14 protein-coding genes are annotated in these 20,253 nt (G+C 44.6%); 9 read left to right on the top strand and 5 right to left on the bottom strand.

Going from position 1 to position 20,253, the window contains the following annotated elements:
* Window positions 1-21: 21 nt before the first annotated feature.
* Window positions 22-4,413 (top strand): glycogen/starch synthase, encoded by a 4,392-nt coding sequence (locus WCW_RS02105; RefSeq protein ID WP_013181537.1) that lies wholly within the window; start codon window positions 22-24, stop codon window positions 4,411-4,413.
* Window positions 4,406-5,386, top strand: a complete 981-nt coding sequence (locus tag WCW_RS02100; protein WP_013181536.1) for a hypothetical protein — start codon at window positions 4,406-4,408, stop codon at window positions 5,384-5,386. The genes WCW_RS02105 and WCW_RS02100 overlap by 8 nt, the downstream gene beginning before the upstream one ends.
* On the opposite strand, the gene WCW_RS02095 is transcribed toward WCW_RS02100, so the two are convergent.
* On the bottom strand, window positions 5,374-6,618 hold the full coding sequence (locus WCW_RS02095; protein ID WP_013181535.1) for a dicarboxylate/amino acid:cation symporter: 1,245 nt from the start codon (window positions 6,616-6,618) through the stop codon (window positions 5,374-5,376). The genes WCW_RS02100 and WCW_RS02095 overlap by 13 nt on opposite strands.
* 41 nt (window positions 6,619-6,659) lie before the next feature.
* On the opposite strand from WCW_RS02095, the gene WCW_RS02090 reads away from it, so the two are divergent.
* The 7 genes from WCW_RS02090 to WCW_RS02060 all read left to right on the top strand — a co-directional run bounded on the left by WCW_RS02090 (window position 6,660) and on the right by WCW_RS02060 (window position 16,513).
* Window positions 6,660-7,928 carry a M48 family metallopeptidase gene (locus tag WCW_RS02090; RefSeq protein ID WP_013181534.1) on the top strand — a complete coding sequence of 423 codons (1,269 nt, stop codon included), beginning with the start codon at window positions 6,660-6,662 and terminating at the stop codon, window positions 7,926-7,928.
* Window positions 7,929-7,941: 13 nt separating this feature from the next.
* Window positions 7,942-9,309, top strand: a complete 1,368-nt coding sequence (locus WCW_RS02085; protein WP_013181533.1) for a dipeptidase — start codon at window positions 7,942-7,944, stop codon at window positions 9,307-9,309.
* Between the two features lie 87 nt (window positions 9,310-9,396).
* Window positions 9,397-10,848 carry a DegQ family serine endoprotease gene (locus tag WCW_RS02080; RefSeq protein WP_013181532.1) on the top strand — a complete coding sequence of 484 codons (1,452 nt, stop codon included), beginning with the start codon at window positions 9,397-9,399 and terminating at the stop codon, window positions 10,846-10,848.
* A 9-nt stretch (window positions 10,849-10,857) separates the two neighbouring features.
* On the top strand, window positions 10,858-12,234 hold the full coding sequence (locus WCW_RS02075; RefSeq protein ID WP_013181531.1) for a hypothetical protein: 1,377 nt from the start codon (window positions 10,858-10,860) through the stop codon (window positions 12,232-12,234).
* A gap of 40 nt (window positions 12,235-12,274) precedes the next feature.
* The gene (locus WCW_RS02070; RefSeq protein WP_013181530.1) at window positions 12,275-13,522 is read left to right on the top strand and encodes an NAD(P)/FAD-dependent oxidoreductase; all 1,248 of its coding nucleotides are present in this window, start codon (window positions 12,275-12,277) and stop codon (window positions 13,520-13,522) included.
* Between the two features lie 96 nt (window positions 13,523-13,618).
* Window positions 13,619-14,914, top strand: a complete 1,296-nt coding sequence (locus WCW_RS02065) for a hypothetical protein (protein ID WP_013181529.1) — start codon at window positions 13,619-13,621, stop codon at window positions 14,912-14,914.
* Window positions 14,915-15,040: 126 nt separating this feature from the next.
* Window positions 15,041-16,513 carry a hypothetical protein gene (locus WCW_RS02060; RefSeq protein ID WP_013181528.1) on the top strand — a complete coding sequence of 491 codons (1,473 nt, stop codon included), beginning with the start codon at window positions 15,041-15,043 and terminating at the stop codon, window positions 16,511-16,513.
* A gap of 48 nt (window positions 16,514-16,561) precedes the next feature.
* Here the strand turns inward: WCW_RS02060 and WCW_RS10100 are convergent, their stop codons facing one another.
* From WCW_RS10100 to sucC, 4 genes are all read right to left on the bottom strand, one after another.
* Window positions 16,562-16,906 carry a hypothetical protein gene (locus tag WCW_RS10100; RefSeq protein WP_143876337.1) on the bottom strand — a complete coding sequence of 115 codons (345 nt, stop codon included), beginning with the start codon at window positions 16,904-16,906 and terminating at the stop codon, window positions 16,562-16,564.
* Window positions 16,907-17,005: 99 nt separating this feature from the next.
* Window positions 17,006-18,145 carry a site-2 protease family protein gene (locus WCW_RS02050; RefSeq protein ID WP_013181526.1) on the bottom strand — a complete coding sequence of 380 codons (1,140 nt, stop codon included), beginning with the start codon at window positions 18,143-18,145 and terminating at the stop codon, window positions 17,006-17,008.
* The gene (sucD, locus tag WCW_RS02045) at window positions 18,136-19,029 is read right to left on the bottom strand and encodes a succinate--CoA ligase subunit alpha (RefSeq protein ID WP_013181525.1); all 894 of its coding nucleotides are present in this window, start codon (window positions 19,027-19,029) and stop codon (window positions 18,136-18,138) included. Before sucD ends, WCW_RS02050 begins: the two co-directional genes overlap by 10 nt.
* A gap of 3 nt (window positions 19,030-19,032) precedes the next feature.
* On the bottom strand, window positions 19,033-20,199 hold the full coding sequence (sucC, locus tag WCW_RS02040) for an ADP-forming succinate--CoA ligase subunit beta (RefSeq protein ID WP_013181524.1): 1,167 nt from the start codon (window positions 20,197-20,199) through the stop codon (window positions 19,033-19,035).
* Window positions 20,200-20,253: the final 54 nt, after the last annotated feature.

The following is a 20,253-nucleotide window of genomic DNA, read 5'->3' as shown; positions in this document are numbered from 1 at the left end:
GATAATTGAAAAAGGTGTACAATGACCGTTTCCGCCATTGAAAAAATCGATTCGTTTTCAAGTTTCTTCAATTTTGATGCCCGCAAGAACGAAATGGATTTGCAAATGAAAATCTGTGTAGACCTTTCTTCGGACACGCAGGCCATTGCGAAGTCCAAAGAACTCGTCAAAAAAGTGAAATTAAATAAATTACAAGTTTTAATTTTAAAAATTATCAACTTCGTTATGAAAATCTTCAATGCAGAGTTTAATAAAATCGACGGACTGCTAACCTCCAACCGCTGCGCAAAATTACTGCATCGCAAATACACCGAGATTTTAAATCCCGAAAAGATGGATTATCCCGCACAATTGAAGCATGAGCAAATCGAAACTTGGGTACAATCAGGCCTAACCTATCTGCAGCAAGTGCAGTTTCAGAAACTGGAATCGCAATTGGCCGCATTTGAAGAAAAGACTGCTGACGCAACCCCTGAACAATTGTACAAGGAATACAAAAGCCTGCCTAAATTCCTGCGGGAACTGCTGCGTAAGGTGGTAAGAGAACGTTATGCGGAAACAGTCAAAGAGAATCCGCTGCTTTTATTGAAAAAAGAAGAAAACAGCACCACTGCTATCGAAGAAATCGCTAGAATCATTCATTCCCAGGCAGACGCTTACAGCAAGCTTAATGCCCTCGATGCACAAGAGGATCAAAGGGATTTGCAAACCGTCATCGCGAAAAATGATTTAATTTTCTCCAGAAGACGCAACAAGGAAAAAGTCATCTACGATGTTTCTACGGAAGGCGTCCTAGGCGATCTTTCGGAAACTCTTTTAGAAAAACCCATTACGGTAACGATGGTAGGGGTCGAATATGCCGGCCTTGTCAAGCAGGGTGGTTTAGCCGAAGCGTTGGAGGGATTGAGCCGCGGCATCAAGGAGCAGAATGAACAGAACAGGGTTAAGCTCATTTTTCCAAAATACAGCCATCTTCCAAAAAACATTCAAGAACAATTGCATGATCCTGTTGTTCACTCGGGAAAAAATGGAACATTCAATGTCTACCGACTTGACATCAATGGAGTTGAATGCTATTTCATTGAAGATCCTTCCTTTGTTCTCTCAGAAGAAAAACCTGATATTTACGGCCCCGATATGCAAACGCAGGCAACGCGCTTTGCTAAATTTTCAGAGCTTGCCGCAGAATTGATCTGGGAGCAAAAAGATACAGATGTGATCCATCTTCATGACTGGCATGTTTCTGGTGTCGGCCTTAAATTGAAGCAGGATCATCAAGAGGAATGGCAAAGCGGTGAAATCCCTCCTGTTTTGTTTACCTTTCACAACAACAACCGCTGCGCGCAAGGAAGAATCCTTCTTGGCGCGTATAACTATGATCCTGTTGTCAAAGGGTTTCAGGACAGCGGCATCACCAGCAAGAATGACAATCTCTTTGTTTCGACCCTGATGTCGGCCGATGCCATGACGACAGTATCTGAAATGTTCGGTCTTGAATCGCAGCAAGAGAAGTTTGGAGAAGGAGTCTCTTTCGCCGTCCGCCAAGCTGCAAAAGTAGGCAAGTTAGTTGGGATCGTCAATGGCACGAATACGGATCGATGGGATCCGAAAACCGATCCGCTGTTAGTCAAGTGGAAAGATCTAAAAAGCGGCGAACCCCTTAACCTTTCTTATGGGCCGGATGACGAAGACATACTGGAGAAAAAAGGCTTGGCCAGAGAGCAGCTGCAGTTATGGACAGAGAAATATATGCCGGAGTCAAAGATTGATTTTTCCAAACCGCTGGTCACTTTCATTGGGCGATTCGATAGCTATCAGAAAGGAGTCGATAAGTTCGAAGAGGCCATCGAGGCCACCCTCGAAAACGGCGGCCAATTTATAGCAATGGGCATGGGGGAAGACCCCGAGGCCGCACGCATACTGGACAAACTAGAGAAAAAATACAAAGAAGGGGTCCTTTTCGTGCGCGACTACAAGGATCCTGATGGACGCATCCATTTCCAGCAAGGCAACGCGGAACGCCCCGGAATGGGATCTTTGCTAAGGGCTGTTTCGGATTTCTTGTATGTGCCTTCGAGATTTGAACCCTGCGGGCTTGTGCAATTTGAAGGATGGCTGTTCGGCTCTTTGGCAATCGGTTCGAATACCGGCGGGCTTGCCGACACCATTATCTCCCCTGAAAAAGAAGAGAATGCATTTAATGGCTTCCTGTTCGAAAGAGAGGGAAGTGTTGACAATTCGGCCGCAGCAGTGGTTGCAAAATCCCTTAAATTCTGGGGTGAGCAAAGCGACTCATCAAAGAGGGCAATCATGAGCCGTTTGATGAAAGAGGGGAAAAAATATGGATGGCATAGCTCTCCACGAGGGTTTACTCCTGCGGAAAAGTATCGATTTTCCTATGAAAACGCAAAAAGACGGATAGGAAACAGAGGACGGCAAGAAAACAGCGTCTACAGAATTGACGCCGTTGCACGTGAGATCGTGGTCGACCCCGCAAAAAAAGCGGAAACTTTCCCTGAAGAATCGTATATGCAGCAATACTACCAGAGCGGATTGGATAGCGCAGAACTGTATCAAACCTATTCCACAGTGCCGACTGATTGGCGCATTGCTGTCCCTTCGCCTTATGGAAAGCATGTCAATCATACCAGATACAACGAATATGGAGCTTTTTATCGAGAGGATGAGACAACTTTCAGGGTATACGCTCCGCATGCGCTCGGCGTTAAAGTCCGGCTGTACGACGAACAGGAAAATCTATTCTGCGAAGCGCCAATGAAAAAAAATAGCAAGGGGGAATGGGAAACAATCTTTGGCCAAATCAAGCAGGGACAGCGCTATCACTATGTCGTCGATGGCAAAATCAAGATCGATCCTTATAGCCGCTCCTATACCTCTTTTTCAAACAAACATCAAGCACCCTATTCGATCGTCACCCACTCAACTTTTGAATGGAACGATAAGGAGTGGATGACACAACGGGAAAGCGATAAGGGAAAGCCTAAACCAATGAGCATTTTTGAATTCCATCCCACTACCTGGAAAAGAAAAGAGCGCAAACCCTTAAACTATCGCGAGCTGGCAAGTGAGCTAGTCAAACATTGTAAAAAAGTAGGATATACCCATGTGGAGCCCATGGGGATTCTAGAACATTTTTATGAAGAGTCCTGGGGTTATCAGGTATCGGGATATTTCGCTCCCAACAGCCGCATGGGTTCGGTCGACGACTTTAAATTCATGGTCGATCACCTGCATGCAAACGGCATCGGAATCATTATGGATTGGGTTCCCGCCCACTTCGCAAAAGATGATTATGGCCTGATGGATTTTGACGGCTCCAACTTATATGAAGCTAGCGGACTGAAGTATCAACTTAGCATTAGAAAACTGGCCTTTTCCTACGGATGCAAACATTTTGACTATAGCAAAAAATCAGTAAGGGAATTTTTGATTTCGAGCGCCGCCTTTTGGCTGAAAGAGATGCATATCGACGGGCTGCGCGTAGACTGCGTACGCAGCATGCTCAACAGTGAGGATCAGCAATCCGCTAATCAATTCATGCGGGATTTGAATGCTGTTGTCCATGAGCATTGCCCGGGAGCAGTCACAATTGCCGAAGAGTATTCAGGCGATACATCCGTCACCAAGCCTGTCTGGCTTGACGGTTTAGGCTTCGACATGAAATGGCACGTCGGCTGGTTAAAAGGTGCATTGTCCTTTTTTAAAATTTCTCCAAAAAACCGTTCGAAAAGATATGAAGAACTAAAAAAAGCGATCCAAAGCGATAATTTCCACAAGCAGGTAATGGCCCTGTCGCACGACGATTTCCATTCAAAGGGACTCATTGCTTTAACTCCCGACTTGACTGAAGAAGAGAAGCTGGCCAATCTTAAAGCGATGCTGAGTTTCATGATGTGCCTGCCCGGGAAAAAGCTGCTTTTCATGGGAAGCGATTCAGGCAACGAAAATTCCTGGCTGGAAGCGTTTGCTTCGCATGAGTCTTTTGCCGATCCTTCCCGAGAGAAAGAAGAAATACTCGAGATGATAGCCAGGCTGAATACCCTCTACCGGGAACATAAGGAATTATGGGAATCAGATAATAACGGGCATGATCTTGAGTGGATTGAAGACCCCGAGAAAAAAGTACATGCTTACCGCAGGAAAAGCTCTTCTGGAGATAGCTGCGTCTGCCTGCACAACTTCACAGACAAGGAGCGCACGTTCACGATCAAATGCAGCGCAAATTCCATTGAAGCCCCTCTGGAAATTTTCAATAGCGATGCCGTAGAATTTGGCGGTTCAGGACAAATCAACCTTGCTGTGGACATCGTCTCCGGAAGCAAAGGAAAAAGCTACAAGGTAACAATCCCTCCGCTCACTACCGTCATGATGAAGGAGGTCCATCATGGTTAGTCTTGTAACAGCTCATAGTCAGCCTAGCAAGTTTGCTCTCGCTTGCGAACAGGGCATTATCCGTTTGAAAGAACTCACGCTCAAAATCTTACATATTCTAAAAGAAATATTACAGTTCCCCAAGCGCTACATGGGATCGAAAGAAACGTTCGGCTACTCTTTCAACGATAGAACGGATATGTCTTCTAAAGAGTTGCATGAAAAAATAGACCTTGCGTGCAGTTGCGCTTTTGTTCATAACTGCAATCCGGAATGGATAGAACCTTTTGGTTATCATATCGAAACACCCGCATCATTTTCAGAAATAGATCAGACGATTGAATCAAGGGAGAGATGCTTCTTCGATCCAAAGACAGGGCTAAAAGCCACCGTTGTAAGAAAGGAAGATGTCTATTTAATTACCTTTGGCGCCAAAGGATCGGATAAATCCGAAATCCCATACAATGCAGATGAAAGACACAAAATAACGGCACTGCCGATCATCAATACATGCCTGAATATCTTTGGAGGAGTCCCTGCTATCTACGAACAAGCAGACCAGCTAGTCTCCGATCTGCTTAAAGATCCCCGCTTTTCAGGAAAAAAAGTGATCTTTACCGGACAATGCTACGGCGCATCGCTGGCCTCATATGCCGCACTCATGCATCAAAAGGAAGCGTTTTGCGTGAATGCAGTCCCTTTAGGAGCCGGCTTGCAACAAAAGATTGGAGCAGAACGGTTGAAAATAGCACGCCAAACCATCACTCACTTGACCGTCAAAAAAGATTGGCTAACCGATCTTCAGATTACACACCTATTCGATCGATTCCTAAGCGCATTAGGAGTGCGCACACCAGGCAATTTTGGTAAACAATTCATGATACCAAGCGCCTTCAACTCCAGAATCAAATCTCACAGCCACGCTGTGGAAAGCATGATGAAACATCTTGGTTATCCTGAAAAAACACGCCCTGCCGCTATCTACCACTCATGAACAAGAGAAGCGCAGCACGTGTTGTTATAAACACTAACCGAAGTGCGGAACATATCCAGAATCCTTTCCACGGCCAAAATCAACACGATCCCATCAGAAGGAAGTCCAATGCTTTGCAAGATAATGACAATACTGACAATGCTTCCTGAAGGGATGCCGGCCACCATCCCAAGACTTGTAAAAAGGCCAAGAACGATGATTGGGAGGAGAGTTGCAAGATTCATCTCAAGATGATAAGCCTGGGAGATAAAGATTACAGCGCTTGTCACATAGAGAGCTGTTCCTGCAAGATTAACGGTGCTGCCTAAAGGCAGGATAAAGCTGCATAAGCTGTTAGGGAGACCTGCCCGCTCTTCCATGCACTCGATGGTGACCGGCAACGTCGCTGCAGATGAACTCGTACTGTATGCGGTGACGATCGCAGGTAAGACAGCTTTGAAGTGTTGAAGAGGATTGATGCCGCCTCTTGCTTTCAACAGAAAAGACAGCATGAAAAACATATGGATTCCCAAGCCAGCCATCACAGTTAAAAAGAAAATAGAAACCGGCTTGACAGTTCCAAGACCTGTGGTCGCTGTCACCTTTGCCACTAATCCAAAGACACCGATCGGCAAGAATTCCATCACAAGATGAGTCATGCGCATCATGATCTGGAAAACGCCATCCCAAAAACGCTGCATTGTTTCTGAAAGCTCCTTATCCACGCGAGGGATAAAATAGCCAAAGAGCAAGCTAAAGAAGATCAATCCCAAAAGCTGCCCTTGAGCAGCGGCAGAAAGAATATTGGACGGAACAAGGCGGAACAAAATATTTTCGAATTTATCAAACAACCCTCCCGCAGCTGCTCCTTGCAGATCCACAATTTCAGGAGATGGCGATATTTCCGACAGGAGCCTAAAATCGACCGAATCTCCGGGCCCGATAAGCAAAGTCAAAGTCAATCCCGTTAAGACTGCAATGAGACTTGTCAAAATAAAATAGAAAAATGTACGCCGCCCAAGTTTGGCAAATTCTTTGTCAGCCCCCACTCGTGCAGTGCCTGTAATAATCGACGAGGAGACCAAAGGGACGACAACGATAGTTAGAGCATTCAAAAAAAGCTGCCCCATCAGATTAAAAATCCGAATCCAGGGAATGCCAAAAATTCCCGCATCCTTACCGGCGGCTAAACCAGCGGCAGCACCTAAAGCAATCGCTAGAAAAACTTTAACCAAAACACGTTTTTTCTTCATAATCTGGAAAACATTTTAAATGAATGGGGCAATTCCAGGCAATGTTCACCCAAATTTTTTATCTTACAGTGGTGTTACTCATCATCAGCTTTTCACCGCAGCATCAACAGCCTCCCTTAACCCTCTCTCCATTGCCAGCTTTTCTCTTAGGATCCGCAGCCTACATTTTCACTCTGATACTCATTGCTCTTCAAAATATCCTCTTTTCAAAATGGCTGCGAAACACTCACCACATTCTGCTTGCCACAGCAAATGCGCTCCTCATTTTGTTTCTGCTAGCCATTCACTCCCTATTGATTTTTCCATCTATACTCCTTGTCTCGGCAGCTTCGCTCACCCTTTATTTTGGAGGACTCTACGTCTTCCACCGAAGCGCCTACCCCCGTATTCCAGCCGGAAGCCGTGGATTAGCCAGCTCTGCTAATCTCTATGCGATCAATCATCTCCGGTTTTTACTTCCCTTCTGCCTGCCTTTCCTTCTCATTGCCTGCATCATGGATGCGATCACACTGATTCCAGCAGACAAGGTGGAATTAAGCAGAAGCTACTCTGCGCTTTTTACAATCGGCTTACTAGCGCTTCTTCTCCTAATCGTTTTATTCTATCCGCCGTTAACAATACGTATTTGGAAATGCCGCGATCTCTCTTCAAGCAAACTCAAGCAAAATCTGGACGCCCTCTGTGTAAAGGCACAATTTAAACATGCAGGAATAAAAACCTGGACGGTGCTAAACCACTCCTACACAGCCGCCATCATCGGCATTCTCCCCCGCTTCCGCTACATCATGTTTACAAAACGCCTGCTTAACGAGCTTTCTCCCCGATCGATCAATGCCATCTTAGCTCATGAAATCGGGCACTGTGCACACAAGCACCTCTTATATTATCCTGCAGTCATCTTTGGCATACTGGTCTTGTTTGCTCTAGGAACGCCGCTGCTTGAGCCGATCGCCTCTTCTTTTACATTTTTTGCCCTTTACTCCCTCGTTTTTTTCATCTATCTACGCGTGGTATTCGGCTATTTTTCCCGCTTGTTCGAAAGGCAGGCAGATCTGCATGTGTATCAGTTGGGCATTCCTGTAGAGGATATGCAGCTTGCACTGGACGAAATCGGACATGCCACCGGCGGCACTCATCAAGTGCCTTGCTGGCACCACTACAGCATCCAAAAGCGGATCGATTTCTTAGAGGCAACAAAAAAAGACCCGTTGTTAATCGCCAAACACCATCAACACGTCAGGCTCAGTTTGATCCTCTACTTTATTCTGCTTGGGGTAGGAATTATCTTTACTTACAAAAGTTTTTTTTAGAAAATACCAAACCATGAAAACCTTAGATCAACTCAGGCATTCCTATAAGCAATCTGAAGCAAAAGCTTTGGAAGCATTCCAGAAATTTTTGTCATTTCCAAGCATCAGTTCAGAAGCGGAATACACTCCGCATCTTCTGGAGTGCGCAGGTTGGCTGAGAGAGAAGATGAATTCGCTTGGACTTACCACCCAACTGTGGAAAACATCAGGGCACCCCATCCTGTTTGGAGAGGATCTCAGCGCAGGCCCAAGCAAACCGACTCTTCTCATCTACAATCACTACGACGTACAGCCGGTGGACCCGCTCGAACTTTGGAAGTCGCCTCCGTTTGAGCCAGCGATCCGCAATGGGCAAATCTATGCAAGAGGGGCTCAAGACAACAAAGGACAGTGTTTTTACGTGATGCAAGCCTTGAAGCTATTGAGGGAGAAAAACGGCGGCTACCCAATCAATATTAAATGGCTCATCGAAGGTGAAGAAGAAACAGGAAGTGAAGGACTTGAAGGGATCCTAGCAGAGAAAAGCCAAGAGCTTAAAGCTGACTACTTAGCCATTGTGGACCTGGGCATTCCAGGGCCGAATATTCCCGCTATTACGCTGGGGACGAGAGGCATCTTGACCATGGACATCGTTGTCAAAGGGTCTAATACCGACTTGCACTCAGGAGTCCATGGAGGCATCGTCTTCAATCCCATCCACGCCCTCGTGCACATCTTATCCAGCTGCCGAGATAAGGAGGGAAAAATTACCGTTCCCGGTTTTTATGATTCTGTATCCCCTATCAATGATCGTGAAAAAGAGAGGCTCTTTCTGGATTTCGATGAAAAGGAGTATCATCAAGCATTCGGAGCTCTACCCACAGGAGGGGAAACCCGATTGACCCCTTTTGAACGTGCCTGGACACGTCCAACGCTTGAAATCAATGGAATTCACGGAGGCTACACAGGCGACGGGTTCAAAACAGTCATCCCTGCACAAGCCTCCGCAAAGATTTCCTGCAGACTTGTCCCAAGGCAGGACCCTAAACAGATCGGGCCTCTCGTTGCTGAATATTTGAAAAGCCTTGCCCCTGAAGGAATAGAAGTTGAAGTCAACGTACATCCTGGCTCAGGAAGCGCTTGCCGCAGCGACATCCGTTCGAAAGGAGTGCAAGCATTTTCCAAAGCCTATGAGGAGGTCTTCGGACAACCCATCAGCTATACTTACGAAGGGGGATCGATTCCGATCATCAATGCATTGTCAGAAGCTAGCGGATCGGAAGTGATCCTGCTTGGGCTTGGCCTAGCCGATGATTACATGCACGCACCCAACGAGCACTTTGGCATTGACAGACTGGAAAAAGGAGCGTTGATCATGGCTTTGGGAATTCTAAATATTTAATTTTTTTTGAAAGGTTGAATTTTTTCCAGAAATTTCCTAAAAAAATAGAGGTATTTTCTTGATCAAAAATAAAGAGAGGCAATCAATATGAATCATCAGCCCGATTCAATTTCATACGCGAAAAAATGGTCGATGGTTGCAGCTTTTATGGCCTTCGTCTGCTTTCCCATCAGCGGATTTTGCAAAGATCAACCACTAGGGAGGACATCTCTGGACTTTACAGAGGTCGTAAAAAAAGCAACGCCTGCAGTCGTTTCAGTAAAAGTCAAATCCAAAACTAAAAGAAATTCCTTTCAATTTGGAGACAGCGATCCTTTCGATTTTTTCAACCATGACGATTTCTTCGGCCATTTTTTTGGACGCCGTCCGCGCAGCCCGGCACATCCGCAAGAACCTCAATACCAAACAGGACAGGGATCCGGTTTCATCATCAGTGAAGACGGCTATATCCTGACAAACGGCCACGTTGTCAACGGAGCAGAAGAGATCTCTGTTTTGTTCAATGACGGCAGAGAATACAATGCAGAATTGATCGGAATCGACAGCAGCACCGATATCGCCGTCATCAAAATCAACGATAAAAACCTTCCTTATCTCAATCTTGGAAATTCAGATGACCTTGAAGTGGGACAGTGGGTCATCGCTATCGGCAATCCCCTTGGCCTACAGGCATCAGTTACAGCCGGAGTGGTCAGCGCAAAAGGGCGCAGCGGCCTGGACCTTGCGCGCATTGAAGACTTTATTCAAACAGATGCTGCAATCAATAGAGGAAATTCCGGAGGGCCGCTTCTCGACCTCGACGGCAATGTCATTGGAATGAACACAGCAATCGTCACCAATATGGGTTCCGGAGGATATATGGGAATCGGTTTTGCCATTCCAAGCAATATGATCCAAAACATTATGGAACAATTGATCGCAAACGGTTCTGTGACCCGCGGATTTATCGGCATCAATCTACAGCCGATCGACAACAACTTAGCTCAATCGTTCAGCTTAAGCAAAGTAAAGGGAGCTTTGGTTTCCGATGTGACCCCTGACTCGCCAGCGCAAAAAGCAGGTTTGAAACAGGGAGATATTATTCTGGATTACAACGGAAAAGAGGTCTCGACAATCTCCAGCTTACGCAATGCTGTCTCTTTTATGAAGCCCGGCTCTAAAATCACTTTAAAAGTCTTACGCGACGGAAAAGAAATCCACATTCCACTCACAGTTGGAGAATTCCCTGATGAAGAGGAAATCGCCTCCTCCAAAACGAATAAACTTGGGATCGAAGTCAAACCTTTGACAGCAGATATCGCGCACAATCTCGGCTATGTCGATTTGAAAGGAGTGGTCGTCAGCAAAATTTCCGCAGGCAGCCCTGCTGCTATGGCTGGAATTAAGCAGGGAGCCCTGATCACTGCAGTCAACCACGTCAAGATCGATTCAGTGGAAGCCTTTAATCAGCAGATATCTAAAGCAGATCCCCAAAAACCGATACTGCTTCTTGTAAAACAGGGCGATTACATGCATTTTGTTTCCATTAAAACAGGATAGCTGCCCACGATGAGGCAAGGCTTCGATATCGTGATCGTCTCCACCCGGAACTCCTCGCAAGAGGAGTTCTGGCATAAAAGGCTGCGTTCCTCAAGCAAAGAGATCTGCAAGCCAGGCGCATTGATCATCACTATCGCGGAAAATTGGGCTGGAGGTGCTGGAACCGGACTGGGAACATTGTATGCCTATCAAAAGGCCGCAGAAAAAGCAAAATTCAAATATCACTGCGACCTTCTCCAAATGCACAATGCAGGCGCTTCTGTCGCGCTTTATCACACTGCAGGAGATGGGAAAAATCTTTTTCCTCTAACTGCAAGCGAAAATAATTCGATCGCCAACCTTCGGATCCTTTCTAAAAACTGCTACTTATTAGAAACGGTGATCAAACAAACCAACGAACATTTTTCAAAAAACAGAGAAAGAAGATTATCCGTTTTCCACTGTAATCAAATTTTTTATCCATCAAAAACTTTCTCATACTCTCCAGATAGTCATATCGACCTTTTTTGCCAGAGATTGCCGCAGCATCAACCAGGAAAGAAACTGATCGTCTTAAAGCCCGCAGGCGCCAGAGTGTTCGATATGGCAAAACCGATCTTTCTTCAAACAAAAAGTCCGATGGCATCCAACCTTTCCTCTTTCAGCCTTTCTTGGGAGATGCTTCAAGCACTTCTCAAAGAGTTTAAACAGGAACTGGGAAAAGAATCGGGCCAAATGGACGCAAATGCCCATTTTTGGATGCCATTGACACTAAACTACCAAACATACGCATCTCTTATCCCTTATCCTGAATATCAAATGCATTTCCATCGGATGGCAGACCTGAAAAAACAGCTAGTCAAACAAGATCCTTCCCGCTCTTTTTTCAAACCGCTCGATATTGGAACAGATGGATATTGGTGGGACTTCCGTTCAGTGAATTCCTACTACCGCACGCTTTTAAAACTGACTGGAAACACCAAAGAAAGCCATTATATGAGAAGTTTATTCAACCTGAACACTCCAGCTAACTACTGCTTGGAAAACCGAGTCATCATGGATAGGAATTCTTATTTAATCGACTCTCAAATCCGGGGCGGATCCATAAAAAATTCTGTTCTGATCGGTGTTGAAGCAGAGTCGCTTACGATAGAAAATTGCGTGCTCATCAACAGCCAACTCTCCTCTTTGGAAACCTCAAGATCTTTTTTATACAATGTCAAAGAGAATCGCCCTTTAAGACTTGCCTCCGGCACTGTCCGCGCTGATGTCGCATTGGAAATGGAGCATAAAGCCTACCATCTGTATTCGCACCTAAGCAGGAACGGAGCTTCCGACTGGAACACTTTGCTCCCTCAGAACCCCCTTTCCTTTTCAGAAATCCATCAACTCGTCGAACAATTTTAATCTGGATTTTTAAAATCATTTTTAATTATATAAACAAGATATGAGCAAACCTAAAGTCATTATTATTGGAGGCGGTTTTGGCGGGATCAACGCTGCCCGCGAACTTGCAAATGCCAACATCGATCTAACAGTCATCGACCGCACGAATCATCATCTCTTTCAACCTCTCCTCTATCAAGTGGCAACAGCAGCTCTTTCTCCGGGAAATATAGCTCTTCCCATCCGTGAAATTTTGCGCAACCAGAAAAATGCAGCAGTCATCATGGGAGAAGTGACCGCAATCGATAAGGAGAGCAAAAAAATCATCATGCTTCATGGAGAAACGATGGAGTATGACTACCTCATCGTTGCCACCGGAGCTAGGCACTCTTATTTCGGCAATGAACAATGGGAGCCGTTTGCTCCAGGCCTTAAAACGTTAAACGATGCAATTGCGGTCCGAGAAAGTATTTTACTGGCTTTTGAAAGGGCTGAACGAAGTAACGACCCTGAACAGATCGCAAGCGAGCTGCGTTTTGTCATCGTCGGCGGAGGACCAACCGGTGTCGAAATGGCGGGATCGATTGCAGAAATTGCGCGCAAAACATTGTTTAATAATTTTAGACGGATCGTCCCTGAAAATTCCGAAATTCTTATCATCGAAGGGACTGACCGACTTCTTCACACTTTTCCTGAAGAACTCTCCAAAAAAGCATTGGAAGATTTGCAGCAGATGGGTGTCAAGGTACGCACTCATACCCACGTTACAAACATTACTGAAAAAGGGGTGTATATCAACGAAGAGTTCATCCCCACCTCCAACGTCATCTGGGCCGCCGGAAATCAAGCTTCCCCTCTTTTAAAAACACTGAATGTTCCACAAGATCGCTCCGGACGGGCCATTGTTAACGAAGACCTGTCCATTCCCGGATATTCCAATGTCTTTGTGATCGGCGACGCAGCGTGTGCAAAAAATAGGGAAGGCAATCCCCTACCCGGAATCGCTCCTGTTGCCATTCAACAGGGCCGCTATGTAGCTAAAGTGATCGAAACAGGAGAAAGGCCTCCGTTTCACTATGTAGACAAAGGTGTGATGGCAACCGTCGGTACATCTAAAGCCGTTGCAGCCATCGGCAAACGATGTTTTACAGGCCTGCTTGCTTGGTTCGCATGGTGCTTCATCCATATTTTTTACCTGATTAGCTTCCCCAATCGCCTTATCGTGATGATGCAGTGGATGATCATGTATCTTGGAGGAAACCGTCATGTTCGCATCATCAAAAAACCGATCTTCGATCAGAAAAAATAACTCCCACCCACATAATTAAAAATAATTTTTATTGTTTTTTTATAAAGCATTACTTTATAATTTCTTTTAAAAAAATAATAAAGGAATAAATTATTTATGAATCATGTAGAATCATTGGGTTCCAATCCAGTAAAAAATTCAGTTCAAACAGCCGATCTACCGGTTATCGAAGAGATTGTAGAAAAAACTCACACTTTAGGAGAAAGGACAATTAAAGCGGGACAACTTGCTTTATGGAACATAGGAACAGCATTTTTGATCAACCTCGATCTTTTAAAAGAAGATTCCTGGCTAAGGAAAGAATATCAAGCAGTTTGGAATGGGCGCACTATAGAAGTGATAAAAACTTCTCAAAGTCCGTCTCAGCAAGTTGAACAGAGCCTGGTTCCCAAAGTTTCAACAGACTTAGCAACGAGAAGCAACATAGGAGCACTAGAGGAAAATCCAAAAACCAAAGAAAGTTCTTTAGTTGGAAAAAAATTTACCATTCAACTGGCAAATGGCGTGAAAGGCGAATTAGAAATTCTTGATCTAGTGACAACGCTGATTTCTTCCCCTAACAACTTCACGACATCTCATCTCCCCCAATTAGAGCATCAAAGTTCTTCTAGTGCATTAAGCCGTCTTTGGAATGGAGCAGGGCAAGCTTTTAATCAAGTGTTCGGCTTCAGAGGCCAGCTTTCCGAGGCAACAGTTCAGCAGAGCTCTACCATGCGCTTAACAATCGACAATATCGAAACAATATTCAAAATATCATTCAATGTACCTGCAGAACGTTTGACGCCTCAATTCATGAATTCCGTTGCAGGCAATATATTTGGGCAAATTGAAGGCAGTTCTCAGCCAAATTTTTCTGTTTCCAAAAAAATCTCCTCTCCTCCTCAACCACTAATGCTGGAGGGAAGCCGGCCTGTTATGAAAACCAGCATCTCAAAATGTTCACCCTCTCTTTTCTTAACAAATCAAGAAGCTCCAAAACACTTGGGCATTCCCCCGCAAGTGCAAAACAAAAGACAACCTGTTGTAAAAACCGAAGAGCGGCAACAAGCACCTCAAAGAGAAAGCGAACGCCCCAAACCAAAATACACACAAACTCCCCCATTAGTTGGATTTATCATGTACTGGGCAATGATGCACATGAGAGGTGCAAACATGGGAGCAGATCGATTCACTGCAAAAACACCGGAGAAAAGCCAGCCTTGGTACTCCCGTTTCTACTCCGTTTTCACTAAAGCCATCGCTTATATTGGGCAGTCTGCGAGAACTTATTCTTCTAAACTTTGGTGGCAAAACGCAACCCCCATTGACACCAGAATCATCAACGTTGGCAATGTTCCTGTCAAAGTGGATTTATTAGGCATTCGATTAAATGATAATAGAGAACTAGATTGATCATCTTAAGAAAATGTTAGGCAATCATCATTGCCTAACATTTTTATCTTAAAAATTTCTTTATAATAAATTAAAATAAATATTTTAAAATTCTATTATAAATAAAATAAAGAGGACGGATTAAAGATGGTAAATTCTACAGATAGTATTAAACAAAATTATTCTCAGATTGAGAAACAAGAAAAATCTAATAAAGATTTAAATAAAATAGACAAAAAAACCTATAGCATCGCTAGAAAAATTTTTGAAGGTACAGGATTAATCTTATTAAATATTTTAACAGTTTTTACGATCAATTTTGAACTTCTACGGGGTGAAAATTCTTTCTTAAAAAGAGAATACGGGCGCGTCTTCCATAATAAAGAGATCAGTGAAATTGTCAGTGGCAGAAAAGATAAACCAATACAAGAAGCCAAAAATGAAGGAACCGACGAAAAGATCGAAGCCCCGGAAGATCCTCCTATTTCTTCTGGTGAAAATGTTGAACCGGATACTATCTCTCCACATAATCAAGACCTTGGTATCGTTCAAACCAACCCTTTTATCGGACAACCTTTTCCTCTGACTCCGAATATTGAACAAGGAAGGCCTCTACCAGAAATGACTTTTACGGTACTAGAAATGAACCTGGAAATCTTCGGCATGAGTCCGGAGCAAGTCTTGCATAGTCCCCCTCCGCTGCAAATTGAAGACCAAGCCAATCCATTAAGTGAAAGGAGCCTCATTCCAACGCAAAACAGCGGTTATTTAAGCTCTCTCAGCTCTATACTTAGCCAAGGATGGAACTATATCGCTGGTCATGAAGAACCTCATCTCAAAGCCGATGCGACAATTCTCATTGTTTTGGATCGTGTTGAACATCTCGTCAAAATCTCTTTGGACACACCGCTAACAGGAGATCGATCTCCTATAGATATGGTCATGTCTAACCTTCATCAACAGCTTCCATTCGAGCTGCAAGGTGCACATAAACGCGTATTGCAATTAGAAGGCGGCAGCAGCCACGGCCGTCTGCAATTGGAGGATAACCCTGAAGATCTTTCAGAAGATACGGAAAAAGACCTGATTAACAGCACTCCAGCGATTACGCTTTTAGCATCAACAGCATTGTTTGAGAAAGCACTTCGAGAAGAGCTTCATCTCATGGCAAGCTCTAATCCGCAACCTTCCATAATTCCTCCTACATCAAGTATTAACTCGATCTCTAAAGCAGTTGGCATCAGCTCTCGTTTAGGGTTTAATCCTAGAATGGTGGGAATTGCAGGAGTAGGAGTATTATTTTCCGTTTTTGCTCTTTTACACACCAACCATTCATATCAAAGACGAACAGCCTCTCAAGATCACACGATCGCCAAAGTGAATCCGACCAAGAAAACGCAAGGATGGCGTGGATATCTCTATGATGTTTTTAAAAATATCATCTCATCGGCTAACTCTTTCTTAGGGCAACAGATAGGAACAGCTCGTCCAATAGCAACCAAAGAGTTTACAACCGGTTCAACACGCCTTCGTTTTGCCTACATGGGAACACCAATGATGAATCCTTTGATGTTTCAACCATATGGGATCTTTCCTCCTAGAATTGTTGAGGAAGAATAAGTGATAAAACGCCTCCTTTTTAAAAAGGCGGCGTTTTATTTTCACTATTTAGCGGCGACCCGCGTTATAAGCAATCGCTCCAGAAGCGGCTATAACACCCCCTACTCCTCCTATGATGAAACCTGCAATAGGATTGGCAGGGAAAATGCAAACGCCAAAAATTGCCAGTGCAATCCCAACAATTAATGCCGAAAGTTTGCTAACTCTTGCAGCTGGCGGCGTATGCATGATGTGTACCGAATGATTAGAGGGCCTTGTTCGATAAAAGGGCCTTGATCTTTCATAAACGACATGTGTTCTTCTGTCTACCCCCGGAATCTGACGCGATCCAAAAACTCCAAGATCGTTTCTCCGACGATCTCCTCCAGGTACTAGTCTTGCTGGCGATACCATAATTATGCCCCTTTGTACTTTTTGTTGAAATTTATAAATCTTGAAAGAATAAGATTAAAAAATCATAAAGATTAAATAAATAAATTAATAAGATAAATTTTACTTAATTTTTAATTTTTTAAATTGATCGTTTTCTCGAATACGGTCATACTCTCTTTTCTGCAAAAATTCAGAGAGATTTGGCAAACCTGCGTCAATCGCTGCTTGAAGCCAACCAACAGCAGGCTCTGCTTCTCCAAGTGCGGCATGACAAAGGGAGTTAATTGCAGCTATCTCATATTCGGGACGTTGTTGAAAGACTTGATTCCCAATTGTGGCTGCTTCCTTCCAGTGTCCAAGTTCATAAGCCAATTGATGAAGTAAAAACAGGCTGCTCATACTAAGTTTTTTGGAAATCGGCAATAAAATTTTATACGCCTCCTTTAAACGGCCCAAACGGACTAGGAGTTGTGCTGCCGATTCCGAAGCTCCCAAGAACAACACCCCTTCGCCAGCCTTTTTCCGCAGCTCAAGAAAGAGCTGAAGCGATTGTTCATCCATTCCAGAAACGCGCACCTCTTCAGCCTCTTTGTACAACGCTTGAAGCTCTTCACTCTGGTCACTATTCGAAAGTTGAAGCGTGCTTTGAAATTTTCTAAAGCTTTCGAAAGTAAACATAAAAAACAGCGCACCGGCGATCCAAAAATGGATGATGAAAAATAAAATGCTGAAGGCAAGGCCAAACAGAGTACTCAAAAGCAGTGCCGCTTGAGCACCGCGAAATCCCATCATTCCCTCAAATAAAATGCGCAACAGGTGTCCGCCATCCAAAGGATGAACTGGTAAAAGATTGACGACTGTCCAAAATAGGTTCACGTTGAACGTAACAATAAGAAGATAGGAAAATAAATTGGGAGGATTTGCTCCCAAGATTTTTAAAAGAAGATAAGCGGTCGCTGCCAATGAAAAGCCAGCAAGAGGGCCGTTAAAAACTATCACGAAATCCTGCCATTTGCGCAAAGGAGGGCCTTGGCGATAGGTGACTCCGCCCATCCCAAACAGTTCGATCATCACCGATTGATTGAACTTTTTTGCCGTTAATGCGTGTCCTAATTCATGAGCAAGAACAGAATAAAAAATCACAAACGCCCACAAAAACGTCAGCAAGAGAGACTGTGTGCTTAACCAACCAATAAGAAAAATCAACACAAGAAAAAATGGCTGTATACGAATAGGAATTGATCCGAAATTCAGTTGCATCTCTTTAGCTTTTCGTTAAACGCACTCAGCATCGCCTTTCCCAAATCAGCTGGAGTTTCGGCCACAGTCACTCCTGCATGTTTAAGCGCCTCAATTTTGTTCTGAGCTGTTCCTTGATTTCCGGAAATGATCGCTCCGGCATGACCCATCCGTCTTCCAGGAGGAGCCGTCTGTCCCGCGACAAAAGCTGCAACAGGTTTTGAACAACGCTCTCTAATCCACTCTGCTGCCTGCTCTTCAGCATCGCCTCCAATCTCGCCAATCAGCAGAATTCCCTCAGTTTCCGGATCGTTTTCAAAAAGCTCCAATACATCAATGAAGTTTGTACCGTTTAGCGGATCTCCCCCAATTCCCACGCAAGAGGATTGGCCCAACTCCAGTTGAGTCGTTTGCCAAACAGCTTCATAAGTCAATGTTCCCGAACGGGAGACAATCCCAACTCTTCCTCTTTGATGAATATATCCAGGCATAATCCCGATCTTGCATTCCCCAGGAGTGATCACTCCTGGACAATTCGGACCAATCAAACGACTTTTTTTGCTGCGCTTCATTACCTGGCTCACTTCCAGCATATCGCGCACAGGAATTCCCTCGGTAATGCACACGATAAGCGGAATACCGGCATCCTCTGCTTCCAAAATCGCCTCGGCAGCAAATGGAGGAGGAACAAAAATCATGGTAGCGTCGCAGCCGGTCGCTTTTTTTGCTTCCTTCACTGTATCAAACACTGGAAGCCCCAAACACGTCTGTCCCCCTTTCCAAGGGGTGACCCCTCCCACAAATTGGGAGCCGTATTCAAGGCATTGCTCAGTATGGAAGGAACCAGCATTCCCTGTGATCCCTTGTGTCATGACTTTCGTTTTCTTGTTGACTAATATCGCCATGATTTACACCCCCTTTGCCGCAGCAACCGCTTTTTCCGCAGCAGCTGTCATACTATCTGCAATGTCGATATTCAACCCCGATCCCGCCAAAATGCGGCGCCCTTCATCTACATTTGTCCCTTCCATTCTAACGACTAGAGGCACCTGCAATTTTAACTCATTCACCGCAGCAACAATCCCTGAAGCAAGAGTTGCGCAATTCATGATCCCGCCGAAAATGTTGACCAGAATTGCTTTAACATTGGGATCGGTCAAAATAATCTTAAATCCCTCGGCAACCTTTTCTTTGGATGCTCCGCCGCCGACGTCGAGAAAATTCGCCGGCGTCCCTCCAAAATGGTAGACCATATCCATAGTCGCCATCGCAAGTCCTGCTCCGTTAACCATGCAGCCCACCTCCCCTTCAAGAGAAACGTAAGCAAGATTGTGTTCATGAGCCATCGCCTCATTTTTCGGGATTTGCGTTTCATCGTAAAATGAAGCGATCTCTTTTTGGCGGTAGAGTGCATTGTCATCGACAGAAAGCTTGGCATCCAAAACGAGCAGATCGCCTTCTTCCGTTTCAACCAGAGGATTGATCTCAAAAAGGGAAGCATCACTGTCCATAAACGCTTTAGCGAGACCTTTGGCCAATGCGATGCCCTGCTTGGCAGTCTCTTTCGACCATCCCATAAATTTTACCAATTCGATCAGTTGATAGTTTCTAAAAGTTCCGTTCAAGCTCATCGGAAGCTTTAAAATTCTATCCGGAGTTTTCTCCGCCACTTCTTCAATATCCACTCCTCCATCCGGCGACACCATAAGCACTGCACGCGCATTCTGCCGATCGATCACAGCTCCCATGTAGTATTCCTTCCGATAGTCTGTAAGAGCAGTGATCAGAATCTTGTGTGCAACTACCCCCTCTTCTCCCGTCTGGTTGTTGACAATTTTCATGCCAAGAAGCTCTTTAGCTGCCTCACGGATCTGCTCCGGAGTTTTCGCCAATTTAACCCCTCCGGCCTTGCCTCTCCCGCCCGCATGGACTTGCACTTTTATGACCGCTTGGTCAAGTGCAAGATCGGAAATAACCGATTCCAGCTCGGAAAGATCGGAGATCACCCTGAATGGTGGAATAGGCATACCGTACTTTTCCAGAATCTTCTTTGCTTGAAATTCGTGTGTGTTCATCTTTTCTTATTGTATCTGTTATGTTAGACTTTAAACTCTTATCTTACACAACTG

This window comes from Waddlia chondrophila WSU 86-1044, from assembly GCF_000092785.1.
In the GTDB taxonomy this organism is placed as follows: Bacteria; Chlamydiota; Chlamydiia; order Chlamydiales; family Waddliaceae; genus Waddlia; species Waddlia chondrophila.
This window is presented reverse-complemented; position numbering and strand designations above follow the sequence as displayed.